This window comes from Klebsiella sp. F11 (assembly GCF_056712265.1).
Map to the genome: position 1 here is coordinate 2,556,639 of NZ_CM160060.1, position 13,957 is coordinate 2,570,595.

Annotated in this window: 13 protein-coding genes and 2 pseudogenes; 4 read left to right on the forward strand and 11 right to left on the reverse strand. The window is 61.1% G+C overall.

The window, feature by feature from the left end:
- Window positions 1–121: 121 nt before the first annotated feature.
- The 9 genes from AC1M2H_RS12710 to AC1M2H_RS12750 all read right to left on the reverse strand — a co-directional run bounded on the left by AC1M2H_RS12710 (window position 122) and on the right by AC1M2H_RS12750 (window position 9,723).
- On the reverse strand, window positions 122–1,087 hold the full coding sequence (locus AC1M2H_RS12710) for an ABC transporter ATP-binding protein (protein WP_480151601.1): 966 nt from the start codon (window positions 1,085–1,087) through the stop codon (window positions 122–124).
- Window positions 1,084–2,064: an ABC transporter ATP-binding protein gene (locus AC1M2H_RS12715; protein WP_480151602.1), complete on the reverse strand. Its 981-nt coding sequence runs from the start codon at window positions 2,062–2,064 to the stop codon at window positions 1,084–1,086. The genes AC1M2H_RS12710 and AC1M2H_RS12715 overlap by 4 nt, the downstream gene beginning before the upstream one ends.
- Window positions 2,061–3,008: an oligopeptide ABC transporter permease gene (gene opp4C, locus AC1M2H_RS12720; protein ID WP_480151603.1), complete on the reverse strand. Its 948-nt coding sequence runs from the start codon at window positions 3,006–3,008 to the stop codon at window positions 2,061–2,063. Before opp4C ends, AC1M2H_RS12715 begins: the two co-directional genes overlap by 4 nt.
- Window positions 3,008–3,967: an ABC transporter permease gene (locus AC1M2H_RS12725; RefSeq protein WP_480151604.1), complete on the reverse strand. Its 960-nt coding sequence runs from the start codon at window positions 3,965–3,967 to the stop codon at window positions 3,008–3,010. The genes opp4C and AC1M2H_RS12725 overlap by 1 nt, the downstream gene beginning before the upstream one ends.
- Window positions 3,968–4,012: 45 nt before the next feature.
- Window positions 4,013–5,716, reverse strand: coding sequence for an ABC transporter substrate-binding protein (locus AC1M2H_RS12730; protein WP_480151605.1), 1,704 nt, complete (start codon window positions 5,714–5,716; stop codon window positions 4,013–4,015).
- Window positions 5,717–5,864: 148 nt separating this feature from the next.
- Window positions 5,865–6,908, reverse strand: a complete 1,044-nt coding sequence (locus AC1M2H_RS12735) for a methionine ABC transporter ATP-binding protein (protein WP_480151606.1) — start codon at window positions 6,906–6,908, stop codon at window positions 5,865–5,867.
- Window positions 6,909–6,972: 64 nt separating this feature from the next.
- Window positions 6,973–7,749, reverse strand: coding sequence for a MetQ/NlpA family ABC transporter substrate-binding protein (locus AC1M2H_RS12740; protein WP_480151924.1), 777 nt, complete (start codon window positions 7,747–7,749; stop codon window positions 6,973–6,975).
- Window positions 7,750–7,823: 74 nt separating this feature from the next.
- Window positions 7,824–8,489, reverse strand: coding sequence for a methionine ABC transporter permease (locus tag AC1M2H_RS12745; RefSeq protein ID WP_480151607.1), 666 nt, complete (start codon window positions 8,487–8,489; stop codon window positions 7,824–7,826).
- Between the two features lie 10 nt (window positions 8,490–8,499).
- Window positions 8,500–9,723: an SfnB family sulfur acquisition oxidoreductase gene (locus tag AC1M2H_RS12750; protein WP_480151608.1), complete on the reverse strand. Its 1,224-nt coding sequence runs from the start codon at window positions 9,721–9,723 to the stop codon at window positions 8,500–8,502.
- 281 nt (window positions 9,724–10,004) lie between these two features.
- Here AC1M2H_RS12750 and AC1M2H_RS12755 point away from each other — a divergent pair, with 281 nt between their 5' ends.
- Window positions 10,005–10,508, forward strand: a complete 504-nt coding sequence (locus AC1M2H_RS12755; RefSeq protein WP_480151609.1) for a DUF1543 domain-containing protein — start codon at window positions 10,005–10,007, stop codon at window positions 10,506–10,508.
- Window positions 10,509–10,580: 72 nt separating this feature from the next.
- Here AC1M2H_RS12755 and AC1M2H_RS12760 read toward each other — a convergent pair whose 3' ends face one another.
- Window positions 10,581–10,964 carry a VOC family protein gene (locus AC1M2H_RS12760; RefSeq protein WP_480151925.1) on the reverse strand — a complete coding sequence of 128 codons (384 nt, stop codon included), beginning with the start codon at window positions 10,962–10,964 and terminating at the stop codon, window positions 10,581–10,583.
- A 92-nt stretch (window positions 10,965–11,056) separates the two neighbouring features.
- Here AC1M2H_RS12760 and AC1M2H_RS12765 point away from each other — a divergent pair, with 92 nt between their 5' ends.
- From AC1M2H_RS12765 to AC1M2H_RS12775, 3 genes and pseudogenes are all read left to right on the forward strand, one after another.
- Entirely contained in the window at window positions 11,057–11,827 is a 771-nt protein-coding gene (locus AC1M2H_RS12765) for a DeoR/GlpR family DNA-binding transcription regulator (protein ID WP_480151610.1), read from the forward strand.
- A gap of 27 nt (window positions 11,828–11,854) precedes the next feature.
- Window positions 11,855–12,532, forward strand: a pseudogene (locus AC1M2H_RS12770) (sigma 54-interacting transcriptional regulator); the annotation flags it as partial.
- 214 nt (window positions 12,533–12,746) lie between these two features.
- On the forward strand, window positions 12,747–13,382 hold the full coding sequence (locus AC1M2H_RS12775; protein WP_426814532.1) for a carbonic anhydrase: 636 nt from the start codon (window positions 12,747–12,749) through the stop codon (window positions 13,380–13,382).
- Window positions 13,383–13,571: 189 nt separating this feature from the next.
- On the opposite strand, the pseudogene AC1M2H_RS12780 reads toward AC1M2H_RS12775, so the two are convergent.
- Window positions 13,572–13,919, reverse strand: a pseudogene (locus tag AC1M2H_RS12780) (SDR family oxidoreductase); the annotation flags it as partial.
- Between the last annotated feature and the right edge of the window lie 38 nt (window positions 13,920–13,957).

Sequence of the window (13,957 nt, forward strand, 5' to 3'; positions counted from 1 at the left end):
AACGGTTAAAGAGTACGTAGCGCCCCGGGCTATCCGCGGGATGCGCTCACCGCTGGTGAAAAAACCTGCCGCTGGTTCAGCGACAGGTTTTTTTTCGCCCGCGGCCGGGGCAGGCGGCGAGCTAAACGGCGTGGCAGGCGACGTGATGGCCCGCGGCGACCTCCCGCAGGGCGGGAACTTCGCGCCGGCAGCGTTCGCTGGCCTGCGGGCAGCGGGAGGAGAAGCGGCAGCCGGGCGGCGGGTTTGCCGGGTCCGGAATCTCGCCCTGCACCACGGCCGCCGGTTCGCGGAGCGGGTCTAAGGTGGGGACCGCCGCCAGCAGCGCCCGGGTATAGGGATGCAGCGGCCGGGCGAACAGCGCGTCGCGGCTAGCGGTTTCCACCAGCTGGCCGAGATACATCACCGCCACGTCATCGCACAGATGCTCCACCACCCCCAGGTCGTGGGAGATAAACAGGAACGTGACCCCCAGGTCGTCGCGCAGGTCGGAAAAGAGGTTAATGATCTGCGCCTGGATGGATACGTCCAGCGCCGAAATCGGCTCGTCGGCAATAATGAAATCCGGGTTAAGGATCAGCGCCCGCGCGATGCCGATGCGCTGGCGCTGGCCGCCGGAAAATTCGTGCGGAAAACGGCCGTAATGCTGCGGCGCTAGGCCGCAGATCCGCATTACCGCAATGGTCCGGTCATACAGCTCTGCCTTACTGCACAGCCCGTGCTCCAGCATCGCTTCGCCGATGGCGTCGCCAATGCGAATTCGCGGGTTCAGCGAACTGTAGGGATCCTGGAAAACCAGCTGGATTTTCGGCCGCAGCGCCCGCATTTCGCGCGGGGAGAGCGCGCTGAGCTCGCGGCCGCGATACCTGACGCTGCCCGCGGTTTTCTCATACAGCCCGAGCAGGGTGCGTCCGACGGTGGTTTTACCGCTGCCGGATTCACCCACCAGGCCGAAAATGGTCCCCGGTCGGATCTTAAAGCTCACGCCGTCCACCGCCCGCAGCTCTCCGGTTTGCTGGCCGAACAGCCCGTCGCGCAGCGGGAAGTGTTTTTTAAGTCCTTCAACTTCAATAACGTATTCACTGCTCATGTCACGATCTCCGCTAACTCGCGATGAAAACAGGCGGCCTGCCGGACGTCGCCCGCCAGCGGCGGGATCCCCTGGCGGCAGCGTTCGCTGGCGCGCGCGCAGCGGTCGGCAAAGGCGCAGTAGGGCGGCAGGGCGGCCAGATCCGGCACCTGGCCGGGGATCGAGTAGAGGCGGCGACGGCGCTCGCCGGGCACCGGGCGGGAGACAATCAGCCCCCGGGTATAGGGGTGCTGCGGATGGCGCAATACCTCGGCCGTCGGGCCCTGCTCAACGACCCGGCCGGCGTACATCACCACCACGCGCTCCGCCATTTGCGCAATCACGCCGAGGTCGTGGGTGATCAGCATCATCGCCATCCGGCTGGCCCGGGAGCGCTCGCGCAGCAGCTGGAGGATCTGCGCCTGCACGGTCACGTCCAGGGCGGTGGTGGGCTCGTCGGCGATTAGCAGCTGCGGCTCGCAGCTCAGGACCATCGCGATCATGATGCGCTGCAGCATTCCGCCGGAGAGCTGGTGCGGGTAGCTCTCCATCAGGCTCTCCGCCCGCGCAAGGCCGACCTCGCTAATAAGCCGCGTGGCGTGCTGCCAGGCGGCCTTTGCCGATTCACCGCGATGGCGGATCAGCGGTTCACACAGCTGCTCGCCGATGGTGAATACCGGATTGAGCGCGCTCATCGGCTCCTGGAAAATCATCGCCAGCCGGTTGCCGCGCAGGTCGGCCATTTTGGCCGCCTTCAGGCGCAGCAGATCCTCGCCGTTGAACAGAATCTCTCCGCCGTCGATACGTGCCGCCTGGGGCGGCAGCAGGCCCATCAGCGACATCGCGGTGACGCTTTTGCCGCAGCCGGACTCGCCGACCACGCCGACGGTCTGTCCGGCATGAATGGCGAAAGAGACCTCCTGCACCGCGCGCACGCGGTTTTTGTCGCCGGCAAAGGAGACCGAAAGCTGGTTAAAGGTGATTAGCGGCGCGCTCATTTCAGCCTCTGCTTCATTTTGGGGTCCATCGCATCGCGCAGGCCGTCGCCCAGCACGTTAATGGCGATCACGGTGATAAAAATGGCCAGCCCCGGCGGCATCCACAGCCACGGGCGGCGCTGGAAGTCGATCAGGCTGTTGGCGGCGTCCATCATATTGCCCCACGACGGGGTGGGCGGCACCACGCCGAGGCCGAGATAGCTGAGGGCCGACTCGCTCAGAATGGCGTTGGCGACCGCCATCGTCGCCATCACCACCAGAATCGGGATGGTATTAGGCAGCAGATGACCAAACAGGCGGCGGCGCGCCGACAGGCCCAGCACCCGGGTGGCCAGCATAAAGTCGCGCTCGCGCAGCGACAGGCACTGGCCGCGCACCAGCCGCGCCAGCTTCGGCCACTCAAGCAGGCTCAGCATAATCACCACCATGTAGATCCGCGACTCCGGAGAAAAATCGAGCTCCGAGAGCATCGCCCCGGCGACAATCAGCAGCGGCAGGCCGGGAATAGTCATCACCAGGTCCGCCAGGCGCATGATCAGCCGGTCGGTCAGGCCGCCGGCATAGCCGGAGACCGCGCCGAGCAGATAGCCGAGGGTGACCGACAGCAGCATGGTCAGGAGGCCGATAATCAGCGAGATCCGCCCCGCCAGCAGCAGCCGGGTATAGACGTCGCGGCCGAGAAAATCGGTACCCAGCCAGTGCTCGGCGCCGGGGGGCTTGTTGATCATCAGCACGTCGGTGGCGTCATCTTTCCACGGCGACCAGATGGGACCCTGCGCGCACCACGCCGCCATCACCAGCAGGATGAGCAGACACAGCATCGCCAGCCGGTTGCGCCGAAGATCGCGCCAGGCCAGGCGCCAGGGCGATGGCGCGATCTGCGCCAGCGTCGGGATCGCCGCTTTACGCAGGCGGCGGTTGGTTGAAAACAGGGAGCTAAGCATCAGGACCTCACTCGAATTCGCGGGTCGGCCCACGCGTACAGCACGTCGGCAATCAGGTTGCCGAGGATCGTCAGCACCGCCAGAAACAGGGTAAAGCCCATCAGTACCGGGTAATCGCGGGCCGCCAGCGAGTCGATATGAATATGGCCCGCCCCCGGCCAGTTGAAGACCTTTTCGGTGATGATGGCGCCGGAAAACAGCCCCGGCAGCTCAAAGCCGAGCAGGGTGATAATCGGCAGCAGGGCGTTGCGCAGCGCGTGCCTGAAGATGACCGTGCGTTCGCGCAGCCCCTTGGCGCGGGCGGTGCGGATAAAGTCCATTTTCACCACCTCGAGCATGCTGGCGCGAAAGTAGCGCGTCAGGCTACCGGCCTGCAGCATCACCAGCGCCAGCACCGGCAGCGCCAGATGCGCCGCCACCTGCAGAATATAGGCCCAGCCGCGCTCATCGCTGCCGGTGTTGGTCATGCCGCCCGGCGGCAGCCAGTGCAGATCGACGGCGAACCACTTAATCAGCAGCAGGCAGAGGAAAAAGGTCGGGAAGGACATGGCGGCGAAGACGGCGATGCTGACCAGGTGGTCGAACAGCGAGTTGGGCCTCATGGCGGAAACAATCCCCACCGTCAGGCCAATGCCCCAGTAAAAGACCAGCGCCACGCTGGCCAGCAGAAAGGAGTTCCAGACGTACTGATTCAGCAGCCGGCTGACCGGGATCTGGTACTGCAGCGAGAAGCCCAGATCGCCGCGCAACAGCTGGCCGAGCCAGTGCAGATAGCGGGTGAACAGCGGCTGGTCGAGGCCGTAGATGGCCTTCAGCTCGGCGGCGCGGGCGGCGGTAAGGGTGATATTACCGTCGATAAAGTCGCCCGGGGTTTTCGCGAACAGCATAAAAATGATCAAGGAAGCCAGCAGCAGCATCGGCAGGGTTTGCAGCAGCCGTCTGAGGATAAAATTTCTCATAACATTCTCACGTTCACCGCCGGGAGACCCCGGCGGCGGCGATATTTACCTGGCGATTTTCACGTCCGGCAGGCTGCCGGTCAGACCGTTATAAATATCCGGCTTAAAGCCGCTGACCCTGGCGCTGCTGGCGGAGAGGATCTCGCGGTAGCCGAGGAAGATAACCGGCGGGTCTTCCGCCAGCACTTTATACAGCTGGTGGTAGATAGGCTTACGCTTCTCGACGTCGAGCACCGCGTTGCCTGCGCTAATCAGCTTATCAACCTGCGGATTGTGATAGCCGGACTCTTTCGCCTCGCTGCTGTAGAAGTCCCATACTCCGTCGTGCGGATCGTTCAGCGTGCTGGTGCTGAAGGAGGCCAGATCGTAGTTACCCGATTTGCGCTGGGCCATCAGGGCGTTGAAATCCACTACCTGCGGCTTCAGCAGGACGCCAATCTGCTGCCAGTTCTCTTTGGCGATGGGGATCAGCGCATCGTTAAGCACCTTCTTGCTGACCAGCAGCGTCAGCTCCAGGCGCTTGCCGTCTTTCACCCGGATGCCGTCGGGACCGGGCTTCCAGCCCGCCTCATCCAGCAGCTTCTTCGCCTGGGCTGGATCGTACTTATAGGGATTGACGCCCTCAGCGTTGTAGGCCCAGGAGATGGGAGCGATGGGCTCAATGGCCACCTTGCCGTAGCCCTGATACACCACGTCAATCAGCTTCTGCCGGTCGAGGCCGTAAATCAGCGCCTGGCGCACGTTGACATCCTGCAGCGCCGGGCGTCGAACGTTGAATTCAACCTGGCTGTAGTCGCTGGAGCCGTAGAGGTTGATGTTGGCGAAGCCTAGCATTTTCAGCTGTTCGATATCGTCCGGACGCGAGGTAAAGGCGTCGTAATCGGTTTCGCCGGTCTGGAACAGCTGGAAGTTGGTGGACGGATTGGTGACGCGGTAGATAAAGCGCGGCGTCGGCGGCGTACCGCGATAGTAATGGCTGTTGGCGTGGAAGCGGATCTCCTGGCCCGGGAGATATTTGTCGTAGACGTAAGGGCCGTTGCCCAGCGGTTTGCCGTGCAGGGTGCGCAGATAGTCGAGCTGGCCGCGCTGATATCCCTTGCCGTAGTAAGCTTTGGAGAGCACCGGACCGCCGATTTTGGCGAGCGTAGTGGCGCCCGGTCCGCTGGTGGTCACCTGCAGGGTCAGCGGATCGATAACCTTCAGGCCGCTAACGCTGTCGGCCGTACCGGCCTTATATTCAGCGCCGCCGGCAATATTGGCGAGCGTAATGTCGGTATCGCCGTCGTATTTAGGGTCCAGCAGCACGGTCAGCGTGAAGGCTACGTCTTCGGCGGTGAGCGGCGAGCCGTCGCTGAAGGTCAGATTGGGACGCAGCTTGATGGTGTAAACCTTGTTATCGGCGCTGACGCTCCAGCTTTCGGCCAGCCCCGGCACCAGATTACCGTGGCTGTCCCAGTCAATTAGCCGCGAAAAGATGACGTTGGTGACGTTTTCGTCCCAGCCGTTAACGAAAAAGTAGGGGTTAAAGATGCCCTGCGGCTCGGAGATACCGGCGACCACGGTGTCTTTACGCAGTTTGGCGGAGGCCGGGATCTGGCTGACATCGGTGGCCGGAGTGATCCCTTCCTGTAAAATATCATCCGCGCTGGCGACAGAAGAAAATGCCACCGCGCCGCCAATGAGCGCGATTTTCAGAGCTAGCGAGAATCGCGAATGTTTGGTTTTTAATCCGGGCAGTAATCTGGACAAAAGTGCTACCTCATCAAATGATTGCGCTGAAATTTACAATTCATGACGCAAGATAAGAGCCGCACCTCCGGCTGTCTAACAACGAAAAGCTATGGTTTATAGCGAATTAGAATTAGCAATAATGCAGAATTAAAATGCCGGATTTTCTCTAAGGAGTAGTTGTTTCCACCATTTCATCCGTGCCGAGGGTGAAGCGGTCCGCTACCCAGCCGTGCTGGCGCAGCGCGCCAGGCTCCAGCGGCTGCGCCAGGCGCACCCGAATTTGGCCGATCGTCCGCCCCTGAATATGTTCGCAGCTGCTGGAGAGCAGGCTGGCCTCGGCCCCGAGCAGGCCGGCGATCTGTTGTAAATTGGGCTCCCGTCCGCTGCTGCCGTCAAAGTGGAGCGTCACCACCTGGCGACCGGCGCCCGGTGCCTCCGGCTCGCCGGGACGCGCGTGGTGCAGCGTCCCGGTCATGCTGCGGGTGACCTCGTGCTGCGGGTTGCCAAAAATCTGCCATACCTCGCCCTGTTCAATAATTTTTCCCTGCTCGAGCACCGCCACCCGATCGCAGAGCGTACGAATCACGTCCATCTCGTGGGTGATAAGGACAATGGTCAGGCCGAGACGCCGGTTTATCTCTTTCAGCAGCGCCAGCACGGCGTAGGTATTCTCCGGGTCGAGCGCCGAGGTCGCCTCGTCGCACAGCAGGATCTCCGGCTGGGTAACCAGCGCACGGGCGATACCGGTACGCTGCTTCTGCCCGCCGGAGAGCCTGGCCGGCCAGCTGTCGCGCAGGGCGCTGAGACCCACCAGCTCAAGCATCTCATCGACCCGCCGCCGCCTTTCATCCCGGGGAACGCCGGCCATTTTGAGCGGCAGCTCGACGTTCTGCGCTACCGTCTTCGTCGACATCAGATTGAAATGCTGAAAGATCATCGCCACCCGGCGGCGCAGATCCCGCAGCTGGGCGGGGGCATAGCGGCGGGTCGGCTCGCCGTGAATAATGATTTCGCCGCTGTCGGCGCTTTCGAGGCGGTTAAACAGGCGCAGCAGGGTGGATTTCCCGGCGCCGCTGCGCCCGATAATGCCGAAGATTTCGCCCTGCTGGATAGTCAGGTTGATATCCTGCAGCGCCCGAACGCCGTTGGAATAGGCTTTGCCGATGTGGGTTAACTCAATATGCGGTACCGCGGTGAGCGCATTGGTCACGGTGATCTCCTCCGTTAGCCAGCAAATAGCGGCAGCGCTGGCGCTGCCGGGTTGATTTCAGCGGTCAGAAACCGGGCAGTATTTTGCCCTGATAGCGGGTGAGGATGAAGTTGCGTACCGCCTCGGAGTGCAGGGCTTTCGCCAGCTTCTGGATCCCCGGATCGTTGATGTTGTCGGGGCGGGCTACCAGGTACTCGACGTACAGATCGCTGCCTTTTTCCACCAGCAGCGCTTTGTCGGTATCAATTCCGGCCTCCAGCGCATAGTTGGCAAAGATAAACGCCAGGTCGACCTGATTCACCGCCCGCGCCAGCATCGCTCCCTCCAGCTCGCGAATTTTGAAGCGGTGCGGATTGCTGACGATATCCCGGGTGGCCGACTGCGGGTCCTGAGGGTTTTTCAGGGTGATGAGCCCCGCGTTGCTGAGCATTACCAGCGCGCGGCCGGTATTGACCGGATCGTTGGGGATGGCGATGGTGGCGCCGTCCGGCACCTCTTTAATCGATTTGTATTTGCTGGAGTAGGCGCCAAACGGTTCGATATGGACGCCCACCACCGGAACCAGATTGGTGTGCCGGGTCTGATTGTAGTTATCGAGGAACGGCCGGTACTGGTAGTAGTTGGCGTCGAGATTTTTTTCCGCCAGCTGCTGGTTCGGCTGAATAAAGTCGTTGAAAACTTTGATTTTTAAATCGACTCCTTCTTTCGCCAGCGCCGGCTTGACGAATTCGAGGATCTCGGCGTGCGGCACCGGCGTGGCGCCGACGGTTAGCGTTTCGTTGGCGGCGGCCGAGAAAGAGAACAGGGCCAGCAGCCCGGCGGCGATAAGCGTTTTTTTCATCATTTTTTCCTTTAATTTTTGCGCGACGGAGGCCCGTCAACCGGCTGTGGCAGCGGGAAGAGGGCGGGCATCCTTTATTTACGGCTTATCGACCGCACGAGGCGGTCGCCGCTCATTTGTAATATTTGTACCAGGGCAATCAGCAGTAGCACGGTGACCACCATGACGTCGGTCTGAAAGCGCTGATAGCCGAAGCGGATTGCCAGGTCGCCGAGGCCGCCGCCGCCAATTACCCCCGCCATCGAGGTGTAGTCCACCAGCAAAATGGCGGTGACGGTAACGGCGGCCACCAGCCCCGAGCGCGACTCGGGCAGCAGGGTGTGCCAGATCAGCTGCCGGGTATTGCCGCCCATCGACCAGCTGGCTTCCACCAGCCCGTGATCCACTTCGCGCAGCGCCGTTTCGACCAGCCGGGCGAAGAAGGGCGCGCAGCCGACCACCAGCGGCGGAATGGTGCCCTGCACCCCCAGCGAGGTGCCGGTGATGAAGGTGGTGACCGGGATCATCACGATCAGCAAAATGATAAACGGCAGCGAGCGCAGCACGTTGACGGCCAGCGACAGCAGGCGATAAAGCCGCGGGGCGTGCAGCAGCCGGGGCTGGCCGGTCAGGTAGAGAACGATCCCCAGCGGCAGGCCAATCAGGACGGTAAAGCCCAGCGACCAGCCCAGCATCGTCAGGGTATCGATAGCGGCCTGCGCCACGTCGCTCCAGTCGATTTCGGCGAAAAATTCCAGCACCGTTGCCACCTCAGTTCCAGTCGTGGCGCTGCGGGCGAACGCCGTTCAGCACCCAGTTGCCCAGCAGCTGGTATTTCCAGCGTACCGGGTCGTGGAGGGTATGAACCCGGGCGTTGCGCCAGTGGCGGTCGAGATTATTACTGCTGGCGGCGGCGCGGGTGCCGCTGAGCTCAAACAGGCGGCTGGCGGCCTCCAGCGCCACTTCGGTGGTAAAGACCTTCGCACGGGCGACGGCAACCGAAGCCAGCGCCACGTTCTCCTCGTTCAGCGCATTGCGGTAGCGATCGAGGGTTTTCCCCGCTCGTTCCAGCAGCGCCTCGGCGGCGGCCAGCCGGCTGTCGATCTGCCCGATATGGTAGATGGTAAGCGGGTCGTCGCTGGCACGCTCTACCCCGGCGTCAATCCACGGCCGGGAGAATTCGCGCACGAACGCCACCGTGTCGTTGAGGGCCGCCCGGGCGATGCCGGCGTCGATGGCGGCGGTGGTGAGCTGCGCGAAGGGGCCGGCGAGGGTTGGGGTGGCGTAGGATTGCCACGTCGGGAACAGATGGAACGGCTCGACCGCCAGATCCTCGGCCAGCACCGTCCCGCTGGCGGTGTTGCGCTGGCCGAGGCAGGCCCAGTCGTCGACCACGGTCAGCCCCGCGCTGTTGCGAGGGACAAATGCCAGCTGGGCGTTGTCGTCGGCATCTAACGCCAAAATGCCGATCCAGTGGGCGTAGAGCGAGCCGGTGCAGTAGCCTTTGCGGCCGTTGATATAGAGACCCTCCGCGCGGGCCTCAAGCCGGGTGTGGATATCAAACACCGTTTTACCGCCGGTTTCCGAGAGGGCGTTGGCAAAGCGGTGTCCCTGCAGGACGAGGTTAAAAAAGAAGGCGCGCTGCTCGTCGCTGCCCTGCAGGCGAATATCCTCCAGCAGGCAGTAGTGGTTCTGCGGAATTTGCCCTAGCGACGGGTCGGCGGCGGAGATAATGGCGATAACTTCCGCCAGCGTAGCGGCAGAGACTTCGGCTCCGCCCCAGCGACGCGGTACCGTAATGCCCCACAGTCCGCTGTTGGAAAAGGTATCGACGATCTCGGGGGGCACAATGCCGCTGCGGTCGCGCTCGGCGGCGCCGGGCCGCAGCACCAGCGCTATCTCATGGGCGATGGCCACCGCTTCTTCATCGCTGCTGATGACGTGCGCTTGCGGGGCGTAACGCGTGTAACTAACCGGCTGTGTGCTTTCTGGCATGCTGATTCCATCCTGATTAACGAAGTACTATATGCAAAAAAATAGATAACTAAATAATCTATAATTCCAACGAGTTATATAATCACCTAGCAAAGGCTGTGCCGAAAAGTTAGTTTTTAAATTTGTTTAAAATCATACAGTTAAGTTTCTATTGCGCGGAAGGAGATGCTGCAAATGCGGCTGCGCTGAACCCGGGCTGCCGCATTTGCGACAGCCGACTTGCTGAAGGCTTCGTTGTGTAGTCTGATATATAGCGAAAATAACAATGCAGAGGATCGGAAGTGAAACTATTTATGTTCTACGTGGGCGGCAATGCGGGAAAATCGAATATTGAAGTGCACGATATTCAGTTTGTGGTGGCGAAAACGCCCGAGGACGCCTGGCCCGCGCTGCGCGAGGCGTGGTTTGGCGATGCCGATAAAATTCATATCGATGGCTACAGCCAGATTACCTGGGCCGACGGCTACGACGTGGTATTAGCGAAGCAGCCCGCGGCGGGCGACGTCAGGCTGTTCTTTGTTAATGCCGGAGGTTATCGGCCGGATACGCTGGCGGAGCTGCACGAGTTTGACCTTTTCGCGGCGCGGGACACGCGGGAAGCGAAAGAGAAGGCGCTGCGCAAACTGCTGTGCGGCGTGGATCAGCAGCACAAGGATAATCTCAAAGAGGTGGATGACTGCCTGTTGCTGGAACAGGTTGGCGAATGGTACATCCATCTAATAGCCAACGCCGCGGGGGCTGCGGATAAACCGCAGTGGCAGGGCTACCAGCCGATCGGTCTGTAATGCCTTAACCCCGCCGGTAGGTCGGGCGGAATTGGCCGCTACGGCGCTTTTCCGACCCGCCTCTGCCGTTCGCTATGCGACGATTTCAATCAGGTTTCCGTCGGGATCTTTTATCACCGCCTCATAGTAGCCATCGCCGGTGGTGCGCGGCGGCGAGACCAGAATACCCTGTGCGTCGGCGCGCTGCGCGAGTGAATCAACGTTATCTGCTCCACCTACCGAAATGGCCAGATGTACCCAGCCGGTGTGGTTATTATCCGGCGTCCCTGGGCTGAGCCCCGGTTTGGTCATCAGCTCAATGGCAATATTGTCGCCGATCTTCACAAAGCAGGAGACAAAGCCGGGATTCGTCTGGCTGTAGTACTTATCGTTCATCTCGCCGGCAAAGAAGTCGACCCAGAAGCGGGCCTGCTGCTCAAGCTGACGGGTCCACAGGGCGAGGTGGGCTACTTTCATCATGAATATCTCCTGACGGCGTGTTGACAGAGGGAGAGCAGATGCATGATCATGCTCACTGGTGCTCGATTATATTAATTTAAGGACTTCGCGTGCTCGATTATGCGGCATTCCCTCAACAGCGACAAGCGCTCATTTGCCAGATTCTGCAGGAGAACGGCAGGGTGGTATGCGCCGAACTGGCGGCCAGACTGAACGTCTCAGAGCATACAATTCGCCGTGATTTACATGAGCTTAGCAAAGGTGGGTTTTGCAAAAAGGTCTACGGCGGCGCGGTGATGAACCTGCCGGAGGCCGGAGACTATAGCGAACGCAAAGATAAGAATACGGCAACAAAGCTCAGGATCGCGCAGCAATGCGCAAGGCTGGTGAAGCCCGGCGGCTGTATTTTTATCGATACCGGAACCACCAACCTGGCGATGGCCGAGGCCCTTCCCGCCGAGCTGGCGCTGACGGTGGTCACCAACTCGCCGGAAATTGCCGCCGTATTGCTAAAAAAACCGCTCTATGACGTGGTGATCCTCGGCGGGCAGATACAGCGGGCGTCCGGGGGATGCGTCGGCACCTCGGCGGTGGCGCAGCTGCAGGGCATTCTGTTTGACCAGGGGTTTATCGGCGGCTGCGCGATGGCCCCGGAGTCCGGCCTGACGGGATTTGACTACGCGGACTGCGAATTTAAGAAAGCGGTGATCGGGCAGTGTAGTGAAATTATCGTCGGCCTGACGTCGGACAAGATCCCGGCGGTAGCCCGCTTTGTGGTGGTTGAAAGCGGCGCTATCGACGTGCTGGTGGTGGAAGAGAACGTCAGCCGCGAGTATAGCGCCACGTTTCGCGAGCACGACATCCGCATCTATACGGTGTAATCGCCGTTATTCTGCGGGCGCTCTTCCCGGGCGGCGAACAACGGCACGCTGCTTCTCGACAAGATTGGCGATATGCCGCTGACGCTGCAGGCTAAGCTGCTGCGGGCCATTGAGTCGCGAGAAATCCAGCCCGTCGGCGCCAGCCATCCGCTGCCCGTCAATATCCGCATTATTTCGGCGACTAACCAGAATCTCGAGCAGTTTATCGTTGCCGGCAAATTCCGCGAAGATCTCTACTACCGGCTCAACGTTATCCCCCTGATGCTGCCGCCGCTGCGGGAGCGTCAGGAGGATATCGAACTGCTGATTCACTACTTTCTGCAGCTGCATACGAGGCGTCTGGAGCTGGTCTACCCCGGCGTGGCTGCGGAGGTCGTCGCCATGCTCAAGGGCTACTGCTGGCCGGGTAATATTCGCGAGCTGAGCAACCTGATGGCGTATCTGGTCAACGTGGTGCCCTCCGGCGAGATGCCGCCCAATATCATCAGCGGCGCCAGGCTGGCGGAGCGTGAGCCGGGTGCCGCCGGCCCGCTGAGCGTGCCGGGGGAAGAGGAGAGCGTCACGGCGCTGGAGGAGATGGAAAGGCAGATGATCCGCGAAGCGTTAGCTCGTCACAGCAATAAAAAGCAGGCGGCAGATGAGCTGGGTATTGGCATTGCCACCCTGTATCGTAAGATTAAAAAATATGAGCTGGCGGGGCTTTAAAACGCCGTCCGGACAGGCTGAAAGCGCCGCGCCGTATCGTGACCGTAGCCGTCGGTGTACCGGGCTGCCCGGATCCTTCAATATCTCCGGGTATCGCCCGGCTGCCCGCTAACTGAGCGTTTAGCAAAATAATTCCTATTCGACCCGTCGGTGATACACTACATAGTGTGATCTTTGTCATACCGTAATTAAAACAGAGAAAAGAGACACTGCTATGCAACATATCATTGAGGGTTTCCTCAACTTCCAAAAAGAGATCTTCCCCCAGCGTAAAGAGCTCTTCCGCAGCCTGGCGTCCAGCCAGAATCCCAAAGCGCTTTTTATCTCCTGCTCCGACAGCCGTCTGGTGCCAGAACTGGTGACCCAGCAGGAACCTGGACAGCTCTTTGTTATTCGTAATGCGGGTAATATCGTTCCCTCCTTCGGGCCGGAACCGGGCGGGGTCTCAGCCACCATCGAGTACGCGGTTGTTGCCCTCGGGGTGACCGATATCGTGATTTGCGGCCACTCTAACTGCGGCGCAATGACGGCGGTGGCAACCTGCCAGTGTCTGGACGCGATGCCGGCGGTTTCCCACTGGCTGCACTATGCCGATGCGGCGCGAGCGGTGGTAGACAGCAAAACCTGGGATAGCGAAATTGATAAAGTGAACGCGATGGTGCGCGAGAACGTTATCGCCCAGCTTAACAATATCAAAACGCACCCGTCGGTCGCCGTCGGGCTACGCGACGGCGCGCTGCGCCTGCACGGCTGGGTATATGATATTGAAAGCGGCGCGATTGGCGCCCTGGATAAAAATACCAAATCCTTCGTCTCGCTCTCTGAAAACCCTGAAGTTTTCTTCGAGTAATTCGGCGACAGGGCAGGGAAGCCCTGCATCCCGCACCGCGCCGCCATTCTCCCGATACCTGCTCTGCTACCGCCGCGCAGGTTCAATCACCCGCTGCGCGCTGTTCAAAACGAATCCCGTCCTGGCCCGACAAGGCCGAGCTCCTCGCCGCGCTGACAATGCTATCTGATCCACTTGCCGGCGGCCGACTTACAGCACGCCGTCGCCGCCGTCCGAGCACCTGACCTGGCCGGAGGTGAACGAGCAGGCGTCGGAGGCGAGCGTCACGTACAGCGGGGCGATTTCGACCGGCTGCCCCGGACGGCCGAGCGGGGTATCCGCGCCGAACTGGCGGACCTTCTCCTCCGGCTGGCCGCCGCTGGACTGCAGAACCGTCCACTAGGGGCCGGGCGCGACGGCGTTGACGCGGATCCCTTTTGGACCCAGCTGTTTGGCCAATGATTTGGTGAAGGCCACGAGGCTGGCTTTGGTCTGGGCGTAGTCAAAGAGTATCGGGCTGGGCTTAAAGGCCTGCACCGAGGAGGTGTTGATGATGGCGAGGATCGGGAAAAGGACCCCTGGCAGCCTGCGCCCGA

What these genes read in the sequence shown, in the direction of transcription:
- AC1M2H_RS12715 (WP_480151602.1), bottom strand. Translation starts at nt 2,064, where the DNA reads ATGAGCGCGCCGCTAATCACCTTTAACCAGCTTTCGGTCTCCTTTGCC.
- AC1M2H_RS12760 (WP_480151925.1), bottom strand. Translation starts at nt 10,964, where the DNA reads ATGAAAGTAGCCCACCTCGCCCTGTGGACCCGTCAGCTTGAGCAGCAG.
- AC1M2H_RS12710 (WP_480151601.1), bottom strand. Translation starts at nt 1,087, where the DNA reads ATGAGCAGTGAATACGTTATTGAAGTTGAAGGACTTAAAAAACACTTC.
- AC1M2H_RS12775 (WP_426814532.1), top strand. Translation starts at nt 12,747, where the DNA reads ATGCAACATATCATTGAGGGTTTCCTCAACTTCCAAAAAGAGATCTTC.
- AC1M2H_RS12725 (WP_480151604.1), bottom strand. Translation starts at nt 3,967, where the DNA reads ATGAGAAATTTTATCCTCAGACGGCTGCTGCAAACCCTGCCGATGCTG.
- AC1M2H_RS12740 (WP_480151924.1), bottom strand. Translation starts at nt 7,749, where the DNA reads ATGAAAAAAACGCTTATCGCCGCCGGGCTGCTGGCCCTGTTCTCTTTC.
- AC1M2H_RS12750 (WP_480151608.1), bottom strand. Translation starts at nt 9,723, where the DNA reads ATGCCAGAAAGCACACAGCCGGTTAGTTACACGCGTTACGCCCCGCAA.
- opp4C (WP_480151603.1), bottom strand. Translation starts at nt 3,008, where the DNA reads ATGCTTAGCTCCCTGTTTTCAACCAACCGCCGCCTGCGTAAAGCGGCG.